This window comes from [Clostridium] aerotolerans DSM 5434 (assembly GCF_000687555.1).
Taxonomy (GTDB): domain Bacteria; phylum Bacillota; class Clostridia; order Lachnospirales; family Lachnospiraceae; genus Lacrimispora; species Lacrimispora aerotolerans.
In genome coordinates this window covers 12,083-38,321 of sequence record NZ_JHWJ01000002.1, presented here as the reverse complement: position 1 = coordinate 38,321, position 26,239 = coordinate 12,083, and the positions used below count along the sequence as shown (strand labels likewise).

Here is a 26,239-nt window from a genome sequence, read left to right as displayed (position 1 = left end):
GAAATATTATTATGTTAAGAACAGCAGTAAAAAAGGGAAGTTATCACGATTCTGTAGTACTGATGCTTCTTACCAATCAGATCTCAACGATTCAGGGAGTGAAGAAGGCTTCTGTTATGATGGCCACACCTGCTAACAAGGACATCTTTAAGCAGAGCGGGTTGGATACAAAAGAATTAATGGAATCAACGGCCAATGATATGGTTATCGTTGCTGACGTAGAAGAGGAAAGTCTTCTGGAAACCATTATGAAAGAGGCAGAGGAATTCTTTCAGAAGCAATCCGTATCAGCAGGAAATGGAAAAGAATCCCAAAGTGCAAGATCATGGGATCAGGCACTTGGTCAATTACCAGATGCCAATCTTGCAGTGATCTCCATACCAGGAGCTTACGCGGCTCTGGAGGCGGACCGTGCGCTTGACGAGGGCATGAATGTATTCATGTTCAGCGACAACGTCACCATTGAGGACGAAAAGAAATTAAAAGAGAAGGCTCATGAAAAAGGGCTTGTGGTCATGGGACCTGATTGCGGAACCAGCATCATTCAGGGGGTACCTATCGCATTTACCAACAGTGTAACACCGGGAGCCATTGGAATTATAGGTGCATCTGGAACGGGTATCCAGGAACTGACTACCATCATAGACCGCCTTGGAGAGGGGGTTAAAAATGCCATTGGTACCGGAGGCCGTGATTTATCAACCCAGGTGGGCGGAATCACCATGATGGATATGATTGATGCAATGGAAGATGATGACAGTGTTGCTGTCATGATTGTTATTTCCAAGCCGCCGGCAAAGGCAGTCAGAGAAAAAGTATCAGCAAGGCTCAGTGTCTGCAAAAAGCCGGTTATTACTTTATTCCTGGGAGAAAAACCAGAGTATCATGAGGAGAATTTCTATCATACTTATACCCTTGATGAAGCAGCCCGCCTGGCAGTCAGCCTGGTACGGGGAGAGACGGTTAAAGAGGGCGAAGTAACCTTGGATCGATCATTCTTTTACCGCAGGGAAGAAAAGAAGACAATTAAGGCATATTATTCCGGCGGTACCCTCGCTGGAGAAGCTGCCATGCTGATCAAAGATGCACTGGATTTAAAGATCCCGCCTGAAAAAGCAGAAGGATACATGTTAAAGACCGGAGGACACATTGTCGTTGATCTTGGCGATGATGTATATACACAGGGAAAACCCCACCCAATGATCGATCCGGCTAAGAGAATTGAATGCATGAAAGAAGCCATTGATGACAAATCAACAGGAGTCATTCTTCTTGATGTCATGCTGGGATATGGCTCCCATGCCGATATGGCAGGCGCTCTGCTTCCTGCAATCAGGGAATTTGGCGATCAGGCAGAACGAGAAGGCAGAAAGGTTTTCTTTATTGCAACTGTATGCGGAACCAGAAAGGATTTCCAGGGGTATGATGAGGCGGTTATAAAGCTGACTGATGCTGGAGTAATCGTATGCGAAACCAATAAACTGGCTGTCCGTACAGCGATTCAGGCAATCGGTCTTGACTTTGCTGAGGTGAAGAAAGAGATCCGGTCAAAGAAAGCTTCTGATACCATTCCTGGTAAGGCATCTGATAAACTGCTTCAGATGCTGGCAGAGAAACCAACAATCATCAATATTGGACTGAAAAGCTTTTCTGAAGTTGCTAAGGAGTTTGGCTGTGAAGTGGTTCAGTACGACTGGATGCCTCCAGCAGGGGGAAATGTGGAATTGATTAAAACCCTTAATTTCCTTAGAAACAATAAAAATCTGGACATCGATGAAGCAAACCGCAGAGTGATTATGAAGGTGGTTGCCAGTCAGCCAGTCATCACAGATAATACACGGGCAAAAAATGTAATTCCTGAATTAAACAATGGAAAAGTGATTCTTCATGCAGGTCCGCCGGTTGCCTATAAAGATATGCCAGATCCCATGCAGGGATCCTGTGTGGGTGCAATCCTTTTTGAAGAATGGGCTGATACCGAAGAGGCCGCCAGACAGCTTTTGGAATCCGGAGAAGTGAAGTTCCTGCCATGTCACAGTGTAAGAGCAGTGGGTCCCATGGGCGGGATTACTACTGCAAACATGCCAGTATTCGTTGTGGAAAATAAGACAGACGGCAACGAAGGTTACTGCACCATGAATGAAGGAATCGGAAAGGTACTTCGTTTTGGTGCCTACTCCGAGGAGGTTGTTAACAGACTTCGCTGGATGAGAGATGTTCTTGGACCCGTGTTACAGGCTGCGATCAGGGAGCTTGGCGGAATTAATGTGAATCCTCTGGTAGCAAAAGCCATTGCGATGGGAGATGAATTCCATCAGAGAAATATTGCTGCCTCCCTGGCGTTTTTAAAGGAAGTCGCACCTGTTATTACAAAGATGAAGATATCCGATCAGGATCGTTACGATGTCATTAAATTCTTATCCGATACGGACCAGTTCTTTTTAAATATAATGATGGCAACCGGCAAGTCCGTTATGGATGCTGCACGTACTGTGACCGATGGTACGATAGTGACTGCCATGTGCCGAAATGGTGTGGAATTTGGAATCCGCATTGCAGGTATGGGAGATCAGTGGTTTACAGGGCCGGTTAATACGCCTCAGGGACTGTATTTCACCGGATATGACAAAGAGGACGGCTGTCCGGATATGGGTGACAGCGCCATCACTGAGACCTTTGGAGTAGGAGGTATGGCAATGATTGCAGCTCCCGCTGTTACCAGATTTGTGGGCGCAGGCGGATATGAAGATGCTCTGCGTACCAGCACAGAGATGGCGGAGATCACCATAGACAGAAACCCAAATTTTATCATTCCCAACTGGAATTTCCAGGGAGCCACTCTGGGAATTGATGCAAGACTTGTAGTAGAAAAAGGCATTACACCGGTAATTAATACGGGAATTGCCCATAAAGTTGCAGGATATGGACAAATTGGAGCAGGAACCGTGCATCCGCCAATGGAATGCTTTGAAAAAGCAATCACAGCCTATGCAAAGAAACTGGGATACACTCAGTAGATTTTAGGAGAACGTTGTGGAAAATAAAAAAATAGTAATTGCTCTGGGTGGAAACGCCCTGGGCAATGATATCGAAGAGCAAAAAGAAGCTGTCGCCAGGACGGCAGAGGTAATTGCAGATCTTGCACAGCAGGGTCTGTCCATTATCGTCACCCATGGAAACGGACCCCAGGTTGGGCTGATCCAGACTGCCATGGATCATCTTACCCTGATGCAGGAAGGCATGAAACAGGTGCCCCTTCCCACCAGCGTGGCAATGAGCCAGGGATACATAGGAATTGACTTGCAGAATGCAATTAAATATGAGTTTCACAAACGGGGCATGGACAGAAAAGTTTCAACCATTCTTTCTCAGGTTGAAGTCAGTAAGGATGATGAAGCGTTTCAAAATCCGGCAAAACCAATCGGAAGATTTCTTACAAAGGAAGAGGCAGAAAAAAATGAGGCAAAGGGTATCAGGTGTATGGAGGATGCAGGCAGAGGTTACCGCATCGTAGTTCCTTCTCCTATGCCGGTGAGAATACGGGAATTGGAAACGATCAAAACCTTAATGAATGCAGGTCATGTAGTCATAACCTGCGGCGGCGGAGGAATTCCGGTAGTAAGCGAAGAAGGAAAGCTTTCCGGTGTCAATGCAGTTATTGATAAAGATAATGTAAGCAGTCTGCTGGCTTCTCAGATTGATGCGGATTACCTGGTGATTTTAACAGCAGTGGAAAAGGTAGCGGTTAATTTTGGAAAAGAAAACCAGGAATGGCTGTCAGAGCTGAGTACAAAAGAAGCCAGGGAATACATTGCCCAGGGGCAGTTTGCCAAAGGCTCCATGCTTCCTAAAATTGAAGCTGCTCTCCGGTTTGCAGAATCAGGAGAAGGCAGAAAAACATTAATAACACTGCTTGATAAAGCCGCTGACGGCATTGCCGGGAAGACAGGAACTGTTATTCATGCTTAGTAAGAACGAGGAAATTTAAAATGAATATACCAGTAAATCTATTTACATGGGCAATGGCCTTTCTGCCAATTATTGCACTCATAATCCTGATGATTAAATTTCATTGGGGTGCAACGGAAGCTGCGGCAGTTGGGCTTATGATCACAGTCGTTACAGGAGTATTTCTTTTTAAGGCAGGACTCACAATCATTGCGGCGGAAAGTGCAAAGGGCATCTGGAATGCACTGATTATCCTCATTATTGTCTGGACCGCAATCCTTTTGTACCAGGTGGGAGACGAAGCAAAAGCCTTTCTGGTTATCCGGGATGGAATGAGAAAGCTTTTGCCTAACGAGCTGCTTCTGGTATTTGCCATGGGCTGGGTGATTGAAAGCTTTCTCCAGGGAATCACAGGATTTGGGGTTCCCGTTGCAGTGGGTGCTCCCCTTTTAATCGGAATCGGTGTCCACCCAATCTGGGCAGTTATCATCCCTCTGCTTGGACAGGCCTGGGGAAATACCTTCGGAACACTGGGAGTTGCATGGGATTCCCTGGCTATGAGTGTAAATCTGGAGGCAGGCAGCGAAGAATACTTATTAACTGCATTCTGGACTGCTGTTTTTATCTGGTTCTGGAATATTGTGGGAGGAGTTGTGGTATGCTGGTTTTACGGAAAAGGCAGGGCTGTTAAGAAAGGTCTGGCTGCCGTAATGTTAATATCCCTGATTCAGGGAGGCGGACAGCTTTTGCTGACCCAGGTCAACACAACCATTTCCTGTTTTGTTCCCTCCTGCATTTCTTTAATTGTTATCCTTCTTCTGGGAAGAACCCGGATGTACAAAGAGGAATGGAGCCTGAAAGACAGTCCGATTATGAACCGGGAATTTACAAAGCAGGAAGGGGAAGAGCTTCCCCAGGGTATGACACTTGTACAGGCGTTTGTTCCCTATTTTCTTCTTTCAGCGATTACTCTGATTGTTCTTACCATAAAACCGGTACATGATCTTTTAGCAAAATTTCAGTTTGGTTTTGCATTCCCGGAGACAGTAACCGGATACGGACATGTAAACAAAGCAAGCAGCAGCTTCTCTCCGTTGTCCCCATTTACCCAAGCAAGCTTTTTCCTGCTGGTATCTTCCCTTGCCGGACTGATTTATTACAAGAAGAATGGCTGGATTAAAAAGGGAGGAACAAAGCGTGTATTTGTCAAATCGGTTTCGATGACCATGCCATCGGGAATTGCAGTAATCGGTCTGGTCATTATGTCTAAGATCATGGACGGAACGGGACAGACTGCAGTACTGGCAGATGGAATAGCAAAGGTGCTGGGAAAAGCATATATCGCTCTGGTGCCTTTTGTAGGGCTTTTAGGAACATTTATGACTGGAAGCAACATGAGTTCCAATATTTTGTTCGGAGGATTTCAGATGACCACAGCAAATCTTCTGCATGTGAATCCGGCAGCGGTTCTGGGGGCACAGTCAGCCGGCGGTTCCATCGGAAGTGCGGTCAGTCCAAGCAAAATCATACTGGGGACCACAACAGCCAATATTCTTGGAAGCGAAGGGGAAGTGTTAAAAAGAATTCTTATGGTTACAGTCCCTGTGACAATTGCAATTGGAGTATTTTTGTTCTTCATGCTGGCAATTTAGGAAATACATAGAAAGTGAAAGTAAATGTGAGATGAAAAAGAATGATTTTTTTCGGACAAAAGAAGGGGGATTAACCATTGCCTTTCTTGCAATTATGGTTGCATTTGTTACAATAATAGTTGGACTTAATCATGCCAATAAAGTATTGTGCTTCTCTGGTTTAGTAATTATTATTGCTGCAATGCTTTATTCACCTTGTAAAAAGTATATTTACGATTGCCTGAAATACGATAAATCAAAATAAGCGAGGGTAAATAAATGGCTGTTGCAGAAAAAACAGGCAGAATTGCCAAGGATTTGGAATGTTTAAAAAAGTTTACTGCGACTCCGGGAGAAGGCTGCACCCGCCTTCCTTTCACAAAAGAGTCCAGAGCTGCGGTGAATTATCTTAAAACAGTTATGGAAGAAGCCGGACTTCTGGTACAGGAAGATGCGGCAGGTAATGTATTTGGGATTCTTAAGGGGGAAGCTCCTGATCTGCCCTGTGTTATGATGGGATCTCATTACGATTCCGTAGTAAACGGCGGAGATTTTGACGGCATTGCCGGAATAGTATGTGCAATCGAAGTTGCACGGGAATTAAAGAGCAAAAACCTGACACCAAAAAGAAACTTTGTGGTTGTTGGATTTTGTGATGAAGAAGGCATGCGGTTTGGAACCGGATATTTTGGTTCCGGTGCAATGTTAGGAAACAGGAATGCAGAGTATTGCAGAAAATACAAAGATACGGATGGCATTTCCATCTATGACGCCATGAAAGAATATGGTCTGGATCCTGAAAGAGTGGAAGAAGCCAGATGGCCTATCGGCTCCATCGGATATTTCCTGGAAACCCACATTGAACAGGGACCAGTCCTTGATGCAGAAGGAATTGAGCTGGGGTTGGTGGACTGTATCGTTGGAATTCAAAGATATATGGTCACCGTACACGGAAGATCAGACCATGCGGGAACAACTCCCATGGATATGAGAAAGGATGCCGTGGATGCAGCTTCCAAGGTTATCTCAAAGATAGCAGACTGGGCAAGAGAAAAAGCCGATGGAACCGTTGCAACCGTTGGTTATATCAATACAGTACCGGGCGGTATGAATATCGTAGCGGAAGAATGCCAGTTTACCGTTGATATACGGTCCAGAAACAACGAACATATTAATGATATTGCGAAAAGAATCCGTGCCGCTTTAGATCGGGAAGTGAAAGCGATCGGGGGCACTTACGAAATGGACAATAAGCTTACCATTACTTCTGTGAACTTATCCCAGGAAATGCTGAGCACAATGGAAGAAAGCTGCAGGAACCATGGCTTCAGTTATAAGTACCTTCCTAGCGGAGCCGGGCATGATGCACTGGAAATCGGACAGGTAATACCCACTGTGATGCTTTTTGTACCAAGCAAGGATGGCAGAAGCCATTGTCCGGTAGAATTTACTAAATTCAGCGATTTCGCCAAAGCTTCTATTATAATGGAGGAACTTGCAATAAAACTGCTTGTATAAATGAGCCGGGGGGCAATGAGACGTTTATACAGCAGGGAATCAGCCGGGCAGGAAAGCCCGGCCTTTCTTGCATGAACTAACAGTTACCGCTGCATTATGTTATACTGATAAAGGAGAAAAAATAATAAGAAGGGGCTGTGCAGAGAAGGAAATGAAATTTACAGTAGAAGAATTTCTCAAAACAGAGAACTTGGGGAAAATGACTCTGATTTGCGGAGAGAGTGGCTTAAGGAAGGAAATTAAGGGCGCGACGATCATTGAGGCACCGGATATTGTTAAATTTATTAATGGAGGAGAACTGCTGCTGACTGGTTTATATGCATTTAACACCTGTACCATTGAAGAATTTAAATTCTATATTTCCGAGCTTGAGAAGAAGAATGTCAGCGGACTGATTTTAAAAAAGAGAAAACTGGTAGAAGGCGTGGAAAGCAAGATTGTCCTTCTTCGGGAATACGCAGAGAACTTCGGGATTCCATTGATTGAAGTCTCCTTTGAAGTCTCCTTCCAGACCATTATGTCATTGGTTATGGAACGGCTTTTTAATGAGGAAGTGACAAAATTAAAGTATTATAAAACAACTCATGATAATTTTATGGCGTTATCCCTTTCCAATAATTTTAAGAAAAATCCGGTAGGGGATATTCTTGATATGTTAAATAAGCTGATCCGCAATCCCATTGCTCTTTATAATCAGGATATGTCCTGTTATGCGGCAACTGGCAGCGAGGAATATGAATTTGAATTATCCCCTAAAGCAGCTGAGTTTGATCCGGGTATTTTCTCCAATTACGAATATACCAGGCAGGAGGGGGAATGCCCCTGTTATGTTGTCAGAATGAATTTGAATGTGGGAATACAGATGTATCTTGTTATAACGGAAAAATACGATAAATTTAATATGATGGACTGCATTGCGGTGGAAAATGCCATTGTTGCCCTCCAATATGAATTCTCAAGAAAGTTCGCGGTATCAAAACTGGAGAAAAAGTACCAGCACGACTTATTAAATAATATTCTAAATGGAAAAGTCACCTCTGTAGACGAGCTGAAAAAGAATGCCAGCCTCCTTGGTATGGATCCCAATGACCATTACCGTGTGATTGTCTTTGGAGTCACATACGAAGGAAGCACCCAGAAGAAAATGAATGAAAAGCTTCAGCAGATCAACTGGCTGGAAGATGTGGTAAGACAGAGGCTGACTGATGTAAAAGTACATACGGACATGGACAAAGTGGTTGCCATAAAAACTGCCAATCCCAACCGGACCCAGGCCGAGTACCGCAAAGATTTAAAAGAGATGTGGAGTAAGGTTCAGGCAGGTATGGCACAGCATAACAAAAAGCTTGTAGTAAAGGCAGGTGTAGGCAAGATCGTAGAGGGAATCATGCAGCTGGAGGGGTCATATAAGGAAGCTGCAGATGCATTTTCCTTTATTGACATTGCAGCGGATATCTCTTATGAGGGGAACGCCTATATCATGATGTTTTCCGATCTGGGAATCTTTAAGCTTCTGTGTCAGGTGGACGATCCGGCGCTTTTAATGGAATATGTTCCCGAATCCCTTCAGAAGCTGTTTAACTATAAAAAGCCCCAGCAGCAGGATCTTATTATAACGCTGAAGACTTATTTAAACTACAATCAAAATCTTTCCAAGACGGCTCAGGACTTATATGTTCACTATAAAACAGCTGCTTACCGGATTGGAAAAATTTCTAAAATAACAGGGATTGATTTTGATAATGCCAACGAAAGGCTGGCCGTGAGAATCGGTCTTGTAGTTTACAGAATGATTGAAAACTATAATAAGAAATAGACTTTAAGCGGTTTATCTAAGTTGGATAAACCGCTTTTTCTTTTTTGTCATCATGCTCCGATGCAAAGTGTTAATAAATTATCTATACTGGTCATGATAGAAATAATCCGGTAAGAATACAACGATTATTATGGGAAAAGCGGGTCGCAAAAGAAGGGAGAAGATGATGTATCGAATATTAAAAGCACAAAAGCTGGCAGATAAAATAGTTCTTATGGACGTGTATGCGCCGCGCATAGCAGCCAATTGCCAGCCTGGACAGTTTGTAATCGTTAAGATGGGAGAGAATGGTGAGAGAATCCCGCTTACGATCTGTGATTATAGCAGGGCGGAAGGAACAATCACCATTGTATTTCAGGAAGTAGGAGTTTCCACCGTAAAGATGGCAGATTTAAATGAAAATGACAGTTTCCGTGATTTCGCAGGACCTTTAGGAAACCCTTCTGATTTCGTCCATGAAGATCTGGAAGAATTAAAACATAAAAAGCTCCTTTTTGTTGCGGGAGGAGTCGGGACAGCACCGGTTTATCCCCAGGTGAAATGGCTGCATGAGAATGGAATTGAGGCAGATGTTATCATTGGAGCAAAGACAAAGGATATGCTTATCCTGGAAGATGAGCTTAAAAAAGTCTCCGGCAATCTGTATGTAACAACCGATGATGGTTCTTACGGACGAACCGGTCTTGTGACTAACTTAATGGAAGACTTAATCCAGAACCAGGGGAAGAAGTATGATGCGTGTGTAACAATCGGACCTATGATAATGATGAAATTTGTATGCCTGCTGACCAGAAAGTATGATTTAAAAACAGTTGTCAGCATGAATCCGGTTATGGTAGACGGCACAGGAATGTGCGGAGCATGCCGTCTTATGGTGGGAGATCAGGTTAAGTTTGCATGTATTGACGGACCGGAATTTGACGGACATCTGGTTGATTTTGACCAGGCAATCAAAAGAAGCCAGATGTATAAAACAGAGGAAGGCCGTGTCATGCTGAAGCAGAAGGAAGGAAACACACATCATGGCGGCTGCGGGAACTGCGGGGGAGGTAACTAATGGCTGATATGTTAAAGAAAGTACCTGTCAAAGAACAGGATGCAAAAGTACGTGTTACAAATTTTAAAGAAGTCTGTGAAGGATACAATCTGGAAGAAGCAGTCAGAGAGGCTTCCAGATGCTTCGGGTGTAAAAACGCAAAATGCATTCAGGGCTGTCCTGTAGCAATTGATATTCCCGGTTTTATTAAAGAGTTACAGGAAGGAAATATAGAAGAAGCATATCAGGTAATCAGCAAGGCATCTGCCCTCCCTGCTGTCTGCGGGCGTGTCTGTCCACAGGAATCCCAGTGCGAGGGGAAATGTATCCGCGCAGTCAAGGGAGAGCCGGTTTCCATTGGTAAGCTGGAACGATTTGCAGCAGATTATGCCCTGGAACATGACATCAGACCAGAATGCCCCAAAGAGAAAAACGGACACAAGGTGGCTGTAATCGGTTCTGGCCCGTCAGGTCTAACCTGCGCAGGGGATTTGGCAAAGCTGGGTTACTGTGTTACCGTCTTTGAGGCTCTTCACGAATTAGGCGGAGTGCTTGTCTATGGAATTCCGGAGTTCCGTCTTCCAAAAGAGAAAGTTGTAGCAAAAGAAATCGAAAAGGTAAAAGAATTGGGCGTAAGGTTTGAGACCAATGTAATCATTGGAAAATCAACGACAATTGATCAGCTGTTTGAAGATGAGGGATTTGAAGCTGTTTACATAGGCTCCGGCGCCGGACTTCCGATGTTTATGGGAATTCCGGGAGAAAATGCAAATGGTGTTTTCTCAGCCAATGAATATTTAACAAGAGCCAACCTCATGAAAGCGTTCGATGAAAATTATGACACCCCCATATTTGCGGGGACTAACGTTGCTGTAGTAGGCGGCGGTAATGTTGCCATGGATGCGGCCAGAGTAGCGGCAAGACTAGGTGCAACCGTGCACGTTGTTTACAGAAGGAGTGAAGCAGAGCTTCCAGCCAGAGCAGAGGAAGTTCATCATGCCAGGGAAGAAGGCATTATCTTTGACCTTCTTACAAATCCGAAAGAAATACTTGTGGATGAGAACGGCTATGTAAAGGGCATGAAGGTCGTTAAGATGAAGCTTGGGGAACCGGATGCATCAGGAAGAAGACGCCCGGAGGAAATACCGGGATCGGAATATGAAATAAAAACAGATACGGTAATCATGTCTCTGGGTACCTCTCCCAATCCGTTAATTTCTTCCACTACAAAAGGTCTTGATATTAATCGGTGGAAATGTATTATTGCAGATGAAGAAAACGGACAGACCACAAAAGAAGGTGTGTTTGCAGGCGGTGATGCCGTTACAGGAGCGGCCACTGTCATTCTCGCAATGGGAGCAGGGAAGGCCGGCGCAAAAGGAATTGATAAATATTTAAAAACCTGATTATCCAAAAAGGAAAATCAGGTCAGACTGTAGACAAAGAAGGTGCCAGGACGCAAGTCCCAGCACCTTCTTTCAGCCGTAAGCACATTTATTTACGGAACCAGCGCCACAAGCGCCTCATCTAAAGTATCCTTAAAGAAAGCCAGATTCCCCTTATTGCTTTCATAAATAAAATCTCTCAGACTTTTGCTGGTATAATGGGAATAATCCCCGACCACAGCCAGCTTCATATTATAATTAGCAAATTTCTGCAAAATCTCACCTGCAAATCCAGTTTTAAGCTCAAAAAAGCTTTCATCAAGACTTTCCTTATATAGAACGACTCCTATGCACTCACTGTTGTAATGAGCAGAAGCCATAAGATCAAGCATGGTCTGAACGTCGGTAATTCTCATTTCCTTATCCACCACTCCGATGGAGCGATTGTTTCTTGTAATCACATTCATTTGTTACCCTCCTTTAAAAGAAATGGTGCGATGATGCCACCTGCATCCCCAATGATATGACCATAACCGGAAAGGATATGGATTTCAGGGGAAGGTGTAAGAGCAGTGAGCCGGTCAGCCGCCTGGTGAACATCAATGGTCACATCCTGTTCTCCTGCAATCAAGAGAACCGGCATACGAAGCTTCCTTAATTCTTCCTCTGAAAATGCGGGAAGGGGATCTGTCATAGGGTCAAAGTTTCTTAGTATCAGCATAATAAATTCTTTTGCCTTATCAGGAATATCGCTCTCTCCAATAATGGAATCGTCAAAAGACTCCAGCTCATCGGACCCCTGAGATACATACTCAGATGATTTTGATAAGAATTCAGGCTTAATAGGAGATAAGCCGGAAGGGGAGATCAGCACTAGTTTATCAGCATATTCCGGAAATGCAGTTGTAAATTTAAGAGCCATCCATCCGCCAAAAGAATTGCCTATAATAACAGCATGGGAAATCATAAGCTGGTCAAATACCTCTTTCATCCAAAGGGAATAGTCGCTGTCGTTTATATCGTACCGATTCTCCTCACTGTTACCAGCTTCTCCAATGGTATCAATGGCATACACCCGGTATTTATCTGAAAACCGGGATATCTCAGCAGCCCAGAATGCACTGTTGCTGCAGGAGCCATGCAGCAATACCATAGGCGGAAGATCAGGCTGTCCGCAGGCAAGCACAAACGTTTTTCCATATGTGGTATCAAGATAAATAGATTCTCCAGGGAGATGGCTTAAAATCTGATTGTAATAAGTTAAAAACTTCTCTTTTCCTTCTGGTGTTTTAAACACCTTATTGGTTTTACGATTCATAAGAATCTTCTCCTTTCATTCCTTCTGTCATAGTATCAATGAAGTGAAGCACATCCTGAGCCAGCTTCAAGTTTCCATATAACGTAATTCGGACCTTACTCTCTGGCTGAATGAACAGAGCGTGAACGGCTGGATAATCGTAATTGGTGTGAGGGGAATTAAGGGCCGCAAGAAGCATATTTGTGATGCGGTCAGCCTCGTCAATTCCTTTTACTTCAATATCAATCACAGAAGATACTTTTATATCATACTGTCCTTTCACTTCCTTCTTGTCTCTATCAAAATCAACGGTTGTTTTCGTAAGCTCCATAAAAACACTTAAATCATGTCCTGTTACACGCCAGCTTTTTCCCAGCTTGGCAGCCCGAAGCTTTCCTTCCCGGATATAGCGTTGAACTGTCTTCGGGTGAATGTGAAGCATTTCTGAAATCTGTTCCACAGAGTAGTATGTCTCATTCATATGTTTTTGCTCCTTATTGTTACTTATAATCTGATTATAGGGAATAATAAGGAATAAGTCAAGACGTATTTTGAAAAATTATATTCCTTATTATTCCTTTTAGATGGATTCATATCCAACGATATCTATTTTTCAATCAATTAGCAATGAACGCAAAAAAAACCTGATTTTCCAAAAAGGAAAATCAGGTTTTATGACCTATCCGGGAATCGAACCCGGGTTTCCGCCGTGAGAGGGCGGCGTCTTGACCGCTTGACCAATAGGCCGTTTTTTCTCTGTCCTTGCTGACAGCTTCATAATAATACCATAGGATTTTTCGTTTGTCTACACTTTTTTTGAAAAAAATAAAAAATTTGTCAATGACCGTATTTTTATGATATACTTTCTACTAAAAAGGGAGGTGTAAGCTGCCATGGAATCAAAGAAACGTGAAATCAAATACGACTATTTAAGAACCCTGGCTGTCCTTGCAGTCATCATGGTCCATGCCATTCCAGGAGAGACGGCAAATGAAAAGCAATGGCTGTTTTCCGCTGCCCTCACTCCCCTGCTCTTAACCTCAGTTGGCACCTTTTTTATGCTAAGCGGCCTTTTTTTATTGCAATCCTACAAACAGGATATCAAAGAATTTTACTGGAAGAGATTTTTGGGAATACTCATTCCCTTTGCAGTCTATAGTGGAATCTATTACTGGTATTATAATATATATCTTTCCCTTACACCCCGGACCTTACAGGAACATGCAGGACTCTTTATCCAGGAATTTATCACAGAGTCAATCCCTTCGGCACCCCATCTGTGGTTTATGTATGTCATTTTAGCACTTTACGTGTGCACCCCGTTTCTTGCCCGTATGTTCCATGCCATGACGGACCGGGAATTAAAAAGCTTTTTCATCATGATTCTTTTGGTTCAGGGTATTCATACCTATTTGCCGGCTCTTGGTCTTGAGATTGGGCCGGTTATGGAATACCTGATATTTAAAGGCTGGCTGATATATTTTGTTTTAGGATACATCATCATTCGATTATACGGAAAAAAAACGTATCTGCCCTTTGGAGTCCTTGGGGCGGCAGGCTTTTTCATTACCTTATTTCAAAAAATCGTCACTCCTGGCTTTACTCCCGGAATTCACGATATGGCTTATCCCATGATCGCCATGTCAATATCCATACTTTTGTTCTTTGAGCATTTCGGCGATATAAAAATTCCGGTTTTTAGGAAACTTGTGACCGTTATCAGCCGTTACAGCTTTTCTATTTATTTGATTCATTACCTGATCTTAAATCAGGTGGTCAAAGGAATCATAGAAAAAACAGGATTTCGTCATTACTATATCCCAAGGATACTGCTTGAGACGGCGCTGACCTTTTTAATTTCCCTGGCAGTGGCGGTCATTTTAGATGAAACAGTGGTAAAGTTGTTGAAAAAGGGGGCGGAGGCTCTCAAAAGAAAAGGGAAATTAAAAAAGGAGAACTAGACATGGCAGGAAAAGATAGCTGCGAAAGCTGTATGTATTATAATTATAACGAAGAATATGAGTACTACGAATGTGAAATGAATTTAGATGAGGACGAGTATATGCGTTTTATCACCAGCTCATCCAGGCAGTGTCCCTATTACAAATTCGGAGATGAGTACACCATTGTAAGAAAGCAGATATAAAAAAAGCCCTATAAAAAGGGAGGAGCCGGTATTCCAATCTGGAACACCGGCAATTATGAAAAAAATTTTTTCTTAAAGTATGTTGGCAACATCTTTATCTGATAAACTTAGTATATCGGTCAAATATGAAGAGAGTTTGACCATGTTGTAAAAAGATTATGACCAGAATGTGAACATTGTCCACTGACAGGGTGTACTTTTATTCCCTTCCATGATATACTTTTTCGAGTTAGTCACAACGAACTCATATAAAAGGAGCAACTATCATGTACAAAATGAAAAGAATTGCCGGAGTATTAATATCTGCAATATCCCTTTCCCTCATTATCTCTGGCTGCAGCAAGGCTCCGGCAGCCAATGCAGTCACGGATGCTTCCAATGATTTAAAGAATTCAGGGAGAATTATTAACACCTCTCAGGGAGATGTGGAGGTACCCGCAGAACCAAAACGGGTCATCGCTACCTACGGAATGGGAGATTTGCTGGCACTGGGTGTAAAACCGGTAGCCACCAATAATGCCAAGGGAACAGCCTACGAAAAAGAAGTGGCAGATTTGCCGGTATGGGATAAGTTTGAGTCAGAAGAGATTATGTCCTATGAACCGGATTTGATTTTTGTTGTCAATCAAGAACAGTATGACCAGGTTTCTAAAATTGCACCTACTATTATGATTCCTTTCACAGAGCTATCCTTGGAAGAACGTGTTACATACCTGGGCGAAGTCTTAAATAAAGAGGAAGAGGCAAAGAAAGCTCTTTCAGAATTTAAGGAAAAGATAGGAAAAGCAAAGGAGACCATGAAAGAGAGCGGTCTTGACACCCTGACCTATAGTATTTTTGATACCAGTAGCGACGGACGCATATTTGTCTATGGGGATAAATGGGGCCGGGGCGGAGATTTGATTTACAGCCAGCTTAAACTGAAAGCACCTGATGTGATCCAGAAAGATATCATAGGGAAAGACCAGTACCGGGAACTTTCCATGGAGTCTGTCAAAGAGTATGCCGGTGACTATATTATTTTAAGCGGTGAACTGGGATTTCTTTCCGATAATCCTGTCTGGAACTCCATTCCTGCGGTAAAGGAAGGCCATGTAATCCGGATTAACCACGACCTTTTCTATGACATTGATTTATATTCTTCCAATGTACAGCTTGATTTCCTCATGAAAGAGCTGACCGGTAAATAAATCAAAAACCCTACAAATCAAATCCTTTTCGGAAATCACTTGGTGTGATTCCGTGAACTTCTTTAAATGCCGCAGCGAATTTTGCGGCATTTTCATATCCACAAAGGTGGGCTATATTTTTGATGTTCAAATCGTCATCAGCCAGCATCTGCATGGCCCGTTTCATAGTGGATTCCCTGATATATGCGTAAAGCGTTTTGCCGTAGAGGCTTTTAAAGGAAATGCGCAGCTTGCTTCCGCTCATTTGAGCCAAGCGGCATAATTCCTCGTTGGAGGGGAGGGAGAGAGGAGACTCATCAATCCGTTCCTTGACCCGGTAAAGCTTTATTTCATCGCTCCAGGTGACGTATTTGCGGCGTTCTGGCTTCTTCGCTTCCTTATCCCTGTTATGTGCAAAGAGGCAAAGAAGCTCTATGGCCTTGCAAAGGTATGCCGGGAGAGGAAGCCGGTTTCCGCGGACCCCCCAGCGGAGCTGCTCCATGACCAGCATGACATTGGGGGCGTCTATATTCCCAGGTTTCCATTTGACTGCATCAAGAACACGAATGGGGTAGGAATATCCTGTGGCAGAGAGAAATTTTTCGATGCAGGAATCAAAGATCAGCACACTGGTAAAGCACATATGCATACCTGCCGGTATGGTCAGGCGAAGAGGGGTTCCTTTGCTGATGATCAGTTGGGTGAAAGGGCTTAGGGTCTTGGCCTTCTTACCTTTCTGGGTGATTGTCATATCACCGGTATCTATGCAGAGAATAAGAAGACATGGTTTTTCTGTATACATCTTATAATCCAGCCTCTCATCCGCTTTAAACCATGCACTGGCAATAAACAGTCCTTCGGCAGGATTCACCTCTGTGATCCAGCCATTTTCCCAGTTGCCGGGTACCGTATGCATGGCATAATTTCCCTCTCTTTTCGTATCAAAGCCAAAATGCTTTGAAAAAGCGCCCCACCCTAAATTGTATTCATCGGTATATTCCAAGTCAATTCCTCCTTCCGTCAGTTCTTAAAAGTATATCATGCTTTCCCCGGGGCTTTCAAGCTGATATAATCCAAAATGTGATAAGAGTAATCCAAATATGTAATAAGAAAGTTGTGATTTATAGATGAAAAGCTATATAAAACGGGACATATTCAATCTATATTACCTGAATCCACCTACCCTTATAATAGCTCTTTCTCATTGACAGAATAGAGTTAACATGATAGAATATCACCGCGAGTTAGCTAAGTCTAACTAATGTTCGTGCAATATAATAAATACCATTTCAGGGATCAGGATAAAAGGAGATACTATGATGAAGAAAAGCAGCAAACAAATTCTTACTGCCTTTTTAGGCATGACCATGTTACTAGCAGTGACTGGCTGTCAAAGCACAAAACAAGCCTCCCAAACCAGCACACAGGCGGGCACTGGGACAGAGACAGAACAACCGACTCAGTCTGAGGCAAAAGAGACCCGGAGGGTACAGACAGTAAAGGGAGAGATTGAAGTGCCCTCAGACCCAAAGCGGGTAATAGTAAATTGGTATGTTGGAGATGTAGTAGCACTCGACTTAAATTTAGTGGGCTATTATGGCTGGGAACATGAAGGTATGCCTTACTATGATAAGATGATGGCTACAACAAAAATCCAAAACTGGGAGCAGGAAGAGGTCATGGCCTTGGAACCGGACCTTATTGTAACCTATAGTGATGAAGATTACGATAAGTTTAAAAGCATTGCCCCTGTTATTGTAATTCCTGAGGGAGACTTAAGTTCCATCGACAGGGTATTGTTTCTGGGAGAAGCAACCGGCACAAAAGAAAAAGCCCAGTCAGTGGTAGATACCTTCGAGACAAAACTGGCGGCTGCAAAGGAGACCCTTCACAGCGATAAGTTTAAAGACAAAACATTCAGCATCAATGAGGATTGGGGTTCTGGCTCTTATGGCATATTCTATGAAACAGAATCAAGAGGAGGCACCCTTGTTTATAAATATCTTGGCTTAAAGAAGCCGGAAAAGCTGGAGCAGCTCATTAAAGAAAAAGGAGAAAATCGAGAAGGCTTAAGCTATGAAGTGGCAGCCAATTATTTCGGTGATTACATGCTTTGGTTCCACCCCTATGATTCCGCTGAGGGAGAGCCCAGCGAATATGAAAAGTCTGACATATGGAAAAGCCTTCCAGCAGTGGTGAACAATCAGGTGGTAAGCATACCAAGCAGTAAGTCTGGACTCTTCTATTATTCAGATGTGTTAAGCCTGACCGCCCAGATGGATTATATTGTAGATGCCATTAATTCCATAACAAAATAGACTGGAAAGGAACGAAAATAATGCAGAATTTCCCCAACAAGTGGAAAGGCGTGGCCCGCTTTTCCTTCTATATGATATTGGGGGTTGGACTACTTATACTGGTATCGGCAGCATCCATTTCTTTTGGCGCTGCCGATATGCGTTTGTCCACCGCCTGGGGTGCGGTTTTTAACTTTGATCCCACATCCACAGAACATCAGATCATTCAGTCCCTGCGGTTTCCAAGGACCGTGGCGGATATTATCGTGGGATGCAGCCTTGCAGTCTGCGGTGCCCTGATGCAGGGAACCACCAGAAACCCGCTGGCTGATTCCGGCCTTATGGGAATCAGCAGCGGTGCAACCTTTGCCATCGCGGTTGCTATGGCATTTTTTCCAGCACGTACCTATGGTCAGACCATGGCATTTGCCTTTTTGGGAGCAGCAATCGCCACTGGGATCACATATTTCATTGCCTCCCTGGGAAAACGGGGGATGACGCCTCAAAGACTGGTACTTGCAGGTATCTCCATTTCCATGTTATTTGGGGCATTCAGCCAATACCTGTCCATTCGGTACCATTTAGGACAGGCACTGGCTTACTGGACCGCAGGCGGGACCGCGGGTGCTAAATGGAGTGAGCTTGCCATAGTTGCACCCTTTTTTGTGTGCGGTCTCCTGATTGCCATAGGAGTGTCCTCCCAGGTTACACTGATGAGTTTAGGTGAGGATGTGGCAATCGGTCTTGGACTTAATACTGGATTGTTAAAAATAATTTCCACAGTGATCGTACTGGTCTTAACAGGTCTTTCCGTAGTTGTGGTAGGGCCTGTTGGCTTTGTCGGCCTTATTACCCCTCATATTGTCCGCTATATGGTTGGCGTGGATTACCGGTACATCATTCCAGCCTCAGGGCTTTACGGAGCCCTTTTAACTGTATTTGCAGATCTCACAGGACGTCTGATCAATAAACCGTATGAGACTCCCATCGGCATTATCTTCGCTGTCATTGGAGTTCCCTATTTCCTCTACCTCGCAAGAAAGCAAAGGAGGGAATTCGAATGAAAAAGAAACGGTTCACCTATGGCCGGGGAATTACGATTCTCATATTAATGGCCCTTATTATGGTGTTAGCTGCAATCATCAGTATCAATACGGGTAAAATGAGCCTGTCTGTCTCTGAAGTATTTCGTGTTCTCCTGGGAGAAGGAACGGATAAGCAAAATCTTATTGTATTTGAATTCCGTCTTCCCCGCATTATCCTGGCCATCCTTGTTGGCTTTGGTATGGGGGCTTCCGGCTGCATCATGCAAAGCCTTTTAAGAAATGATATGGCAAGTCCGGGTACCCTGGGAATCAGTTCAGGCTCCGGTCTGTTCGTCCTTATTTTTGTCGTAATGTTTGCTTCCAAAGGAGTATCCTCTGCCTTTGTCCTCCCTCTTCTTGCTTTTGTCGGAGGTCTGACTGCTGCAGGACTGATATTCATACTTTCCTATCGGAGAGGAAGAGATATTTCACCCACTGGACTGATCTTAACTGGTGTTGCCTTATCAAGCGGGTACAGTGCCTTAACTACACTTTTAACGTTAAAGCTGGATCAGAATCAAATGGACTTTATACAGCGCTGGGGCGCTGGAAGCCTTTGGGGAGATGACTGGAAATACTTAGCGGTGCTGGCTCCCTGGACCCTCATTTTAATCCTGTACGTAATTTATAAATCACGTATCATCAATACGCTTCACCTTGGTAATGAGACCGCCTCCGGACTTGGCGTTGCAGTAAAGCCTGAATTCATAGGGCTTTCCATTGCAGCCGTAGCTCTTGCTTCCGGCGGTGTTGCACTTGGCGGCAATTTTTTCTTTGTGGGAATGATAACCCCTCATATGGCAAGAAAACTGGTGGGACCAAACCACAAGCTTTTAATGCCTGCATCCTGCTTATCAGGAGCCATCCTCATACTCGTTGCCGATACCATAACCAGAACCATAAGCCTTGGCACTGATGTGCCCACAGGAATTGTCATCACCGTATTAAGCACCCCTTACTTCTTATATCTATTAGGAAAATCAAACGGGTAGCTTTTTTAGAAAAGGAGGATTTATGAACAGCATTACAACAGAAGATTTAGATATTGCATATGAAGATGCCATGATTGTAAAATCCCTGGATATAAATATACCGAAAGGAAAGGTAACAACCATCATTGGTCCCAACGGCTGCGGAAAATCAACGGTATTAAAGGCCGTGGGCCGTATTTTAAAACCAAAGAACGGAATGGTCTATTTAAATGGAGACGATATCAGAAAGCTCCCCACCAAAGAAATAGCCAAAAAAATGGCGATTCTTCCACAGACTCCAACAGCTCCAAGCGGTTTGACCGTCAGTGAACTGGTCGCCTACGGAAGATTTCCTCATCAAAAAGGGTTTGGAAAGCTGACACCAGAGGATAAAAAAATCATACAGTGGGCTCTTTCTGTGACAAAGCTGACAGAATTTGAGAACCGGGAGGTTGATACCCTTTCCGGCGGACAAAGACAGAGAGTATGGATATCCATGGCCCTTGCCCAGCAGACCGATTTAATTCTTCTGGACGAGCCTACGACTTATTTGGACCTTGCCCATCAGCTTGAGGTTTTGGAGCTGTTATACGATTTAAACCGCAGACAGGGCTGCACCATAGCCATGGTGCTGCACGATTTAAACCTGGCCGCTCGTTTTTCCGACTATATGATTGCAATCCGTTCCGGCAAGGTAATCAAACATGGAGCACCAGAAGAAGTTATGGTGCCGGAGGTACTAAAAGAAGCGTTCTCCATAGACGCTCAGATTGTTCTTGAGCCAAAGACCGGACGGCCTGTTTGTCTTACCTATGATTTATTATCTGCAGAACCAGCTGGCGAAAAGGAGGTGTAAGGATCATGGAGACCTCCCTTCGAATATTCAGAGAAGCAAAAAAATACTGGGTACATTTGATCGTAGCTCTGCTTTCCCTGATTGTTTCAACCGCAGCAGGCTTTTACACGCCCTGGGCGCTTCGGGAACTGACGAAGCTTGCTACAGAGGGCACTGCTGATTTCGGGAAAGAAGCTCTCCGTATCGGCCTTTTTCTTTTATTTGCCACTGCGCTCCAGGCAGCAGGCAGTTCGGCCTCCGGATACTTAAATCACTATGCAGCCTTACATTATGTGGCTGATTTAAGAACCCGGCTCTACAGCAAGCTACAGCGCATGAGCCTAAAGTATTTTCATAAAAGCCGTACCGGAGACTTAACGGGTCGTGTGGTCATCGACGCACTGGATGCAGAGGTTTTACTGGCTCATGTGATCCCTGATTTTGTTACGAATATCCTGACCTTTTTAGGGGTCGGAGCCCTTCTTTTTACCATCAACTGGAGACTTTCCATTGTAAGCCTTGTAACTGTTCCCATACTGGTATGGATTACCATCTGGCAGAGCAATCATGTTTCTCCCGTATGGAAAGAAAATTCCAGAATAAGAGGAGAGTTAGCTGGAACCGTACAGGATAACCTTTCCGGAATTAAGGAAATTCAGATTTTCAACCAGCAAAAGCAGGAGGAATTAAAAGTAACTGAGTTAGCAAAAAGGCATAGCATGGCATACCTTCGCGCCAGCTTCTTTTTTGAGACTACATATCCCCTGTTATCCTTTGTAACAGCCCTTGGAACTGTTATAGTGATTGTTTATGGAGGCCACTTAATCAGCGTAGGCACCGTTTCCATTGCTGATATCGTAGGCTTTGTCATGTATCTTTCCATGTTTTATGGCCCGGTCAAAAACTTCTCAAGTCTTGTGGAAAAGGCAGGAGAAGCAGCAGCAGGGTGTCGTCGTGTCTTTGAGGTCATAGACGAGGTATCAGATGTCAAGGAAGGGAAGCAAGCCAGGGAGCTGCCTCGTGTTAAGGGTGAGATTCAGTTAAAGAACTTATCCTTCTCCTACAATGAGGAAATTCCCATTTTAGAAAATGTAGACCTTACCATAAAACCAGGTCAGACCGTGGCCCTGGTTGGAGCTACCGGTGTGGGCAAAAGTACCATAGCAAATCTTGTGAACCGGTTCTACGATCCCCAGAAGGGATCTGTGCTGGTGGATGGAGTAGATATCCGGGAAGTGACCTTAGAAAGTCTCAGAGATAACATTTCCATGGTGCTTCAGGATACTTTTTTATTTCATGGCACTGTGTATGAGAACATCGCCTATGGCTGGAAGGAAGCTACGAGAGAGCAGGTCATTGCAGCGGCTGAGGCTGCCAATGCTCACAGCTTCATAGAAGAACTGGAACAGGGATATGAGACAGAAATCGGGGAGCGGGGAATCCGGCTCTCAGGAGGCCAAAAGCAGCGAATCTCCATTGCCAGGGCCATACTGCGTAATTCTCCTATCTTAATCCTTGATGAAGCGACCTCTGCCCTGGATACGAAAACAGAGCAGGAGATCCAGGAGGCACTTGATGAGGTTTCCAAGGAGAGGACCACGCTGGTGGTGGCTCACAGACTTTCTACCATTCGAAATGCAGATCAGATCGTGGTGTTAGAGGGAACGGGAATTGCAGAGACCGGCACTCATGAGGAGCTGATCGCCCGGGGCGGTCTCTATGCCAGACTTCATGAGGCATCAAAAAACTAAAAAATATAACAAAAACATATTGCCTTTTATTTCACAAAATAATAAGATAGGACATATCTGAAGCCGTAAAAAGAATCTGGGAGGGGTTATGGATTCCTGATACCGATGGTTTCAGAATCATGTACGAATCAGAATGACAGGAGGAGAAGGATGAAATACTTGGCAGTTGACAACGGAGGAACTTTTATCAAGTATGCTGTAATGGATGAGTCCGGTAATATTTTGGAAAAAGGCAAAGAGCCTACCCCGGACCATAAAAAAACAGCAGAAGATTACTTTCATGTCTTAGATCAGATTGTTCTGCCCAGAAAACAGGAGATAGAAGGGATTGCATTCAGCACGCCCGGACAGGTAGATGTTTTAACGGGCTTTTTGCATACCGCAGGCGGACTTGTATACCTTATGGGCCTTAACCTGTGTGAGGAGATAGAGAAACGCTACCATCTGCCCTCTTCCGTAGACAATGACGCTAAATGCGCTGCCATGGCAGAGCAATGGAACGGAAGTCTTAAGGGGGTAAAGAACGGAGCTGTCATTGTTCTTGGAACCGGTGTTGGAATGGGCATTATTATTGATGGTAAGCTATACCGGGGAACTAATTATACGGCTGGAGAAATCAGCTTTTTAAACCTTTATATCGATAAGCCAAAGCAGTCAGACAGCTATATGGCAGTAAACGGTTCCTCCCTGGCTTTGGGACGCACCTATGCCAAAGAGACCGGAATCGACCCATCTGAAATCGACGGACACAGGATGTTTGAACTGATCAATGAAGGAGATGAGACAGCCTGCAGAGTCCTTCGCAATTATGTGAAAAAGCTTGCAGGGAGCATCTATAATTTCCAGACGCTTTTGGATCTGGAGATCTTCGCCATAGGCGGAGGCATCAGCCAGCAGCCAATCTTATTAGAAGAGATAAAAAAAGAGATTGATTACCTGTTTGAAGCCCACCCAAGTTCAGCCTATGGAATGGCGGTAAAGAAGCCTAAGATTACAGCATGTGAGTATTATAACGACTCCAATTTAAGAGGAGCCCTTTATCATTTTCTTAACAGAAAATAATTTAAAAAGAACAGGAGCATGTCCCTTTATTCGGTCATGCTCCTGTTCTTTTGCTGTAACGTTTTATCAGGTGTTGGTAAAATGATAGCTGTCCAGCAGCTCATTTTTCATCTCCCAAAGCTTCTTCGATAAATCCACATGGACCTCGTGAGGATTAACAAGACGTCTTGACTCCTCCCAAAGGGTGTTAAGCTCTTTGGTACAGTAAGCCTGAATATCCATAACAGCAGGAGAGTGGTAGATACATTCTCCCTTTTTAAATACCTGAACCATAAGATCACGTATGGTATAGGTCTCCGGCGCCAGATGGGTTTTCTTCCATGTCTCAATGGGGTCAAAGAGTAAAAGGGAATGACTTTCCTTTATGGTCTCTCCATCCAGGCAGATCAAATCTGCAATAATCTTTCCGGTCTCTTTGCTGTAAATACGCTTAATGACCTTATTTCCTGGATTCGTGATTTTTTCTGCATTTTCTGATAGCTTTATTTTAGGTACAAATTCCCCTGTTTTCCGGTCAAGGATGGCAGCCAGCTTATATACGCCTCCAAAGGAAGGGCAGTCCTTAGACGTGATTAAATTGGTTCCAACACCCCAGGAATTGATGGTGGCTCCCTGAATCTTTAAGCTGTTAATAAGGGTCTCATCAAGATCATTGGAAGCTGAAATAATGGCATCGGAAAAGCCTGCTTCGTTAAGCATGCGCTTTGCCTTCTTGGAAAGATAGGCCAAGTCTCCGCTATCCAGCCGGATTCCATAATTCTTAAGTGGAATTCCGGCCTCCTTCATTTCTTTAAACACCTGAATAGCATTTGGTACACCAGATTTTAAGGTATCATAAGTATCCACCAGAAGAATACAGGAGGTAGGATATAGCCTTGCATAGTTACGGAATGCAGTCAGCTCATCAGGGAAGCTCATGATCCAGCTGTGTGCGTGGGTTCCGCGAATGGGAACATTGAACATCTTGCCCGCCAATACATTGGAGGTTCCCACACAGCCTGCAATCATGGCAGCTCTGGCCCCATAGATTCCGGCGTCCGGCCCCTGTGCCCGGCGAAGTCCGAATTCCATGACCCCATCCCCGGCAGCCGCATAGACCACTCTGGCGGTTTTCGTTGCAATTAAGCTCTGGTGATTGATGATGGTTAAAAGAGCTGTTTCAATCAGCTGCGCTTCCATAATAGGAGCAATCACTTTAATAAGTGGCTCCCTTGGAAATATCACGGTTCCTTCCGGAATGGCATAAATATCGCCGGAAAATTTAAAATGACGAAGGTATTCAAGAAAGTCATCTTCAAACAGTCCGGTTGATTTTAAGTACTCAAGATCCTCCTGATTAAAGCTCAGCTCGTTTATATATTCAATGACCTGCTCTAAGCCAGCGCAGATGGCATATCCGTTACCGCTGGGATTACTGCGGTAGAAAGCATCAAATATGACAGTCTCGTTGGCGTCCTTTTCTTTAAAATACCCTTGCATCATGGTTAATTCATAGAGATCTGTTAATAAAGTCAAATTTCGCTGGCTCATAGTTTTTCTCCTTTTACAAATCCTTTTCGCACATTATACCACAAGATTACAAAAAAACAATGGATTTGATAAAAAAATAACAATGTCGACAAGATCAGAAACAATAAATAAGTTTTTGAAACAGTTTAAATTATCAGAATAAAGCTATATAATATGACAATTAATAATTTATTTTAAAAATAATATAAAAAAGACTTGCAAAAAGGAAAAGTATAGTATATAATAAAGTCATCAACAAAAGATAAATACAGAACCATTTTTCCAATGGTACTACGAAAGATGGCAGGTAGAAAAGGAGGTCGATTCCACCAAAAATGTAAACTTAGCCTGATTTTTAAAAGCATCAGGCAATAGGACTAACCGTTTCACTTTTGCAGAACAAACATTTACCAATCTCATATATGCCTATCATTCGTTATAACTGCAAGGGAATATTCCCCGAATCAAATCATTTGATTCACGTAATCAAATTTACCCAGGCAGTAAAATAACAATATAGAAGAATAAATCAGGAAAGCAGTTAAAATAAGTTGGTAGATAAGGCTTTAAAGACAAAAGGGAACGGAACAAATTCATATAGAGCATCCAAGGATTGCCAAAGGAAAATAACGAGAGAAAGGTAATTAGAAACGAATGGATGAAAGCATGTAGGGCGGGTATCGAATTTCATGAATATGATTCGGTACCCGTTCTTCTTTTTTGCCTTTCTGATACCAATCTAAAATGGCCTTGACATTTCATTTCCAAATCCCTATAATTAGG

22 protein-coding genes and 1 tRNA gene are annotated in these 26,239 nt (G+C 43.6%); 17 read left to right on the top strand and 6 right to left on the bottom strand.

Features of this window, described 5'->3' with window-relative positions; genetic code table 11:
- The first annotated feature begins 11 nt into the window (after nucleotides 1-11).
- The 8 genes from fdrA to gltA all read left to right on the top strand — a co-directional run bounded on the left by fdrA (nucleotide 12) and on the right by gltA (nucleotide 11,355).
- Nucleotides 12-3,017 carry a bifunctional FdrA/YlbE family protein gene (fdrA, locus tag T546_RS24935; RefSeq protein ID WP_034597714.1) on the top strand — a complete coding sequence of 1,002 codons (3,006 nt, stop codon included), beginning with the start codon at nucleotides 12-14 and terminating at the stop codon, nucleotides 3,015-3,017.
- A gap of 16 nt (nucleotides 3,018-3,033) precedes the next feature.
- Complete coding sequence (arcC, locus tag T546_RS0102950; protein ID WP_026890331.1) at nucleotides 3,034-3,969, top strand: carbamate kinase; 936 nt, start codon at nucleotides 3,034-3,036, stop codon at nucleotides 3,967-3,969.
- Nucleotides 3,970-3,989: 20 nt separating this feature from the next.
- A complete protein-coding gene (locus T546_RS0102945; RefSeq protein ID WP_026890330.1) occupies nucleotides 3,990-5,600 on the top strand; it encodes an L-lactate permease in 1,611 nt (536 codons plus the stop codon).
- Between the two features lie 31 nt (nucleotides 5,601-5,631).
- Nucleotides 5,632-5,844, top strand: a complete 213-nt coding sequence (locus T546_RS0102940; protein WP_026890329.1) for a hypothetical protein — start codon at nucleotides 5,632-5,634, stop codon at nucleotides 5,842-5,844.
- Between the two features lie 14 nt (nucleotides 5,845-5,858).
- The gene (locus T546_RS0102935; RefSeq protein ID WP_026890328.1) at nucleotides 5,859-7,097 is read left to right on the top strand and encodes a M20 family metallo-hydrolase; all 1,239 of its coding nucleotides are present in this window, start codon (nucleotides 5,859-5,861) and stop codon (nucleotides 7,095-7,097) included.
- A gap of 151 nt (nucleotides 7,098-7,248) precedes the next feature.
- Nucleotides 7,249-8,913: a PucR family transcriptional regulator gene (locus tag T546_RS0102930; RefSeq protein ID WP_026890327.1), complete on the top strand. Its 1,665-nt coding sequence runs from the start codon at nucleotides 7,249-7,251 to the stop codon at nucleotides 8,911-8,913.
- A gap of 166 nt (nucleotides 8,914-9,079) precedes the next feature.
- Nucleotides 9,080-9,970 carry a sulfide/dihydroorotate dehydrogenase-like FAD/NAD-binding protein gene (locus T546_RS0102925; protein ID WP_026890326.1) on the top strand — a complete coding sequence of 297 codons (891 nt, stop codon included), beginning with the start codon at nucleotides 9,080-9,082 and terminating at the stop codon, nucleotides 9,968-9,970.
- A complete protein-coding gene (gene gltA / locus T546_RS0102920) occupies nucleotides 9,970-11,355 on the top strand; it encodes an NADPH-dependent glutamate synthase (protein ID WP_026890325.1) in 1,386 nt (461 codons plus the stop codon). Before T546_RS0102925 ends, gltA begins: the two co-directional genes overlap by 1 nt.
- Nucleotides 11,356-11,447: 92 nt before the next feature.
- Here the strand turns inward: gltA and T546_RS0102915 are convergent, their stop codons facing one another.
- The 4 genes from T546_RS0102915 to T546_RS0102900 all read right to left on the bottom strand — a co-directional run bounded on the left by T546_RS0102915 (nucleotide 11,448) and on the right by T546_RS0102900 (nucleotide 13,378).
- A complete protein-coding gene (locus tag T546_RS0102915) occupies nucleotides 11,448-11,801 on the bottom strand; it encodes a DUF4180 domain-containing protein (protein WP_026890324.1) in 354 nt (117 codons plus the stop codon).
- Entirely contained in the window at nucleotides 11,798-12,652 is an 855-nt protein-coding gene (locus T546_RS0102910; RefSeq protein WP_034597713.1) for an alpha/beta fold hydrolase, read from the bottom strand. The genes T546_RS0102915 and T546_RS0102910 overlap by 4 nt, the downstream gene beginning before the upstream one ends.
- Entirely contained in the window at nucleotides 12,642-13,112 is a 471-nt protein-coding gene (locus T546_RS24465) for a helix-turn-helix domain-containing protein (protein WP_051629562.1), read from the bottom strand. The genes T546_RS0102910 and T546_RS24465 overlap by 11 nt, the downstream gene beginning before the upstream one ends.
- 194 nt (nucleotides 13,113-13,306) lie before the next feature.
- Nucleotides 13,307-13,378, bottom strand: a tRNA-Glu gene (locus T546_RS0102900).
- A gap of 146 nt (nucleotides 13,379-13,524) precedes the next feature.
- On the opposite strand from T546_RS0102900, the gene T546_RS22700 reads away from it, so the two are divergent.
- The 3 genes from T546_RS22700 to T546_RS0102885 all read left to right on the top strand — a co-directional run bounded on the left by T546_RS22700 (nucleotide 13,525) and on the right by T546_RS0102885 (nucleotide 15,967).
- Complete coding sequence (locus T546_RS22700; protein WP_034597711.1) at nucleotides 13,525-14,592, top strand: acyltransferase; 1,068 nt, start codon at nucleotides 13,525-13,527, stop codon at nucleotides 14,590-14,592.
- Nucleotides 14,593-14,594: 2 nt separating this feature from the next.
- Nucleotides 14,595-14,777: a DUF6472 family protein gene (locus tag T546_RS0102890; RefSeq protein WP_024836755.1), complete on the top strand. Its 183-nt coding sequence runs from the start codon at nucleotides 14,595-14,597 to the stop codon at nucleotides 14,775-14,777.
- A gap of 266 nt (nucleotides 14,778-15,043) precedes the next feature.
- Complete coding sequence (locus T546_RS0102885; protein ID WP_084326124.1) at nucleotides 15,044-15,967, top strand: ABC transporter substrate-binding protein; 924 nt, start codon at nucleotides 15,044-15,046, stop codon at nucleotides 15,965-15,967.
- Between the two features lie 10 nt (nucleotides 15,968-15,977).
- Here T546_RS0102885 and T546_RS0102880 read toward each other — a convergent pair whose 3' ends face one another.
- Nucleotides 15,978-16,949, bottom strand: a complete 972-nt coding sequence (locus T546_RS0102880) for a helix-turn-helix domain-containing protein (protein WP_051629560.1) — start codon at nucleotides 16,947-16,949, stop codon at nucleotides 15,978-15,980.
- 313 nt (nucleotides 16,950-17,262) lie between these two features.
- On the opposite strand from T546_RS0102880, the gene T546_RS0102875 reads away from it, so the two are divergent.
- From T546_RS0102875 to T546_RS0102850, 6 genes are all read left to right on the top strand, one after another.
- Nucleotides 17,263-18,264, top strand: coding sequence for an ABC transporter substrate-binding protein (locus T546_RS0102875; RefSeq protein WP_034597708.1), 1,002 nt, complete (start codon nucleotides 17,263-17,265; stop codon nucleotides 18,262-18,264).
- Nucleotides 18,265-18,284: 20 nt separating this feature from the next.
- The gene (locus tag T546_RS0102870) at nucleotides 18,285-19,307 is read left to right on the top strand and encodes a FecCD family ABC transporter permease (protein ID WP_024836751.1); all 1,023 of its coding nucleotides are present in this window, start codon (nucleotides 18,285-18,287) and stop codon (nucleotides 19,305-19,307) included.
- Nucleotides 19,304-20,320 (top strand): FecCD family ABC transporter permease, encoded by a 1,017-nt coding sequence (locus T546_RS0102865; RefSeq protein ID WP_026890319.1) that lies wholly within the window; start codon nucleotides 19,304-19,306, stop codon nucleotides 20,318-20,320. Before T546_RS0102870 ends, T546_RS0102865 begins: the two co-directional genes overlap by 4 nt.
- 22 nt (nucleotides 20,321-20,342) lie before the next feature.
- Nucleotides 20,343-21,155, top strand: coding sequence for an ABC transporter ATP-binding protein (locus T546_RS0102860; RefSeq protein WP_026890318.1), 813 nt, complete (start codon nucleotides 20,343-20,345; stop codon nucleotides 21,153-21,155).
- A 5-nt stretch (nucleotides 21,156-21,160) separates the two neighbouring features.
- A complete protein-coding gene (locus T546_RS0102855; RefSeq protein WP_026890317.1) occupies nucleotides 21,161-22,885 on the top strand; it encodes an ABC transporter ATP-binding protein in 1,725 nt (574 codons plus the stop codon).
- Between the two features lie 150 nt (nucleotides 22,886-23,035).
- The gene (locus tag T546_RS0102850) at nucleotides 23,036-23,947 is read left to right on the top strand and encodes an ROK family protein (RefSeq protein ID WP_026890316.1); all 912 of its coding nucleotides are present in this window, start codon (nucleotides 23,036-23,038) and stop codon (nucleotides 23,945-23,947) included.
- Between the two features lie 66 nt (nucleotides 23,948-24,013).
- Here the strand turns inward: T546_RS0102850 and T546_RS0102845 are convergent, their stop codons facing one another.
- The gene (locus T546_RS0102845; protein ID WP_026890315.1) at nucleotides 24,014-25,477 is read right to left on the bottom strand and encodes a nicotinate phosphoribosyltransferase; all 1,464 of its coding nucleotides are present in this window, start codon (nucleotides 25,475-25,477) and stop codon (nucleotides 24,014-24,016) included.
- Nucleotides 25,478-26,239 lie beyond the last annotated feature (762 nt).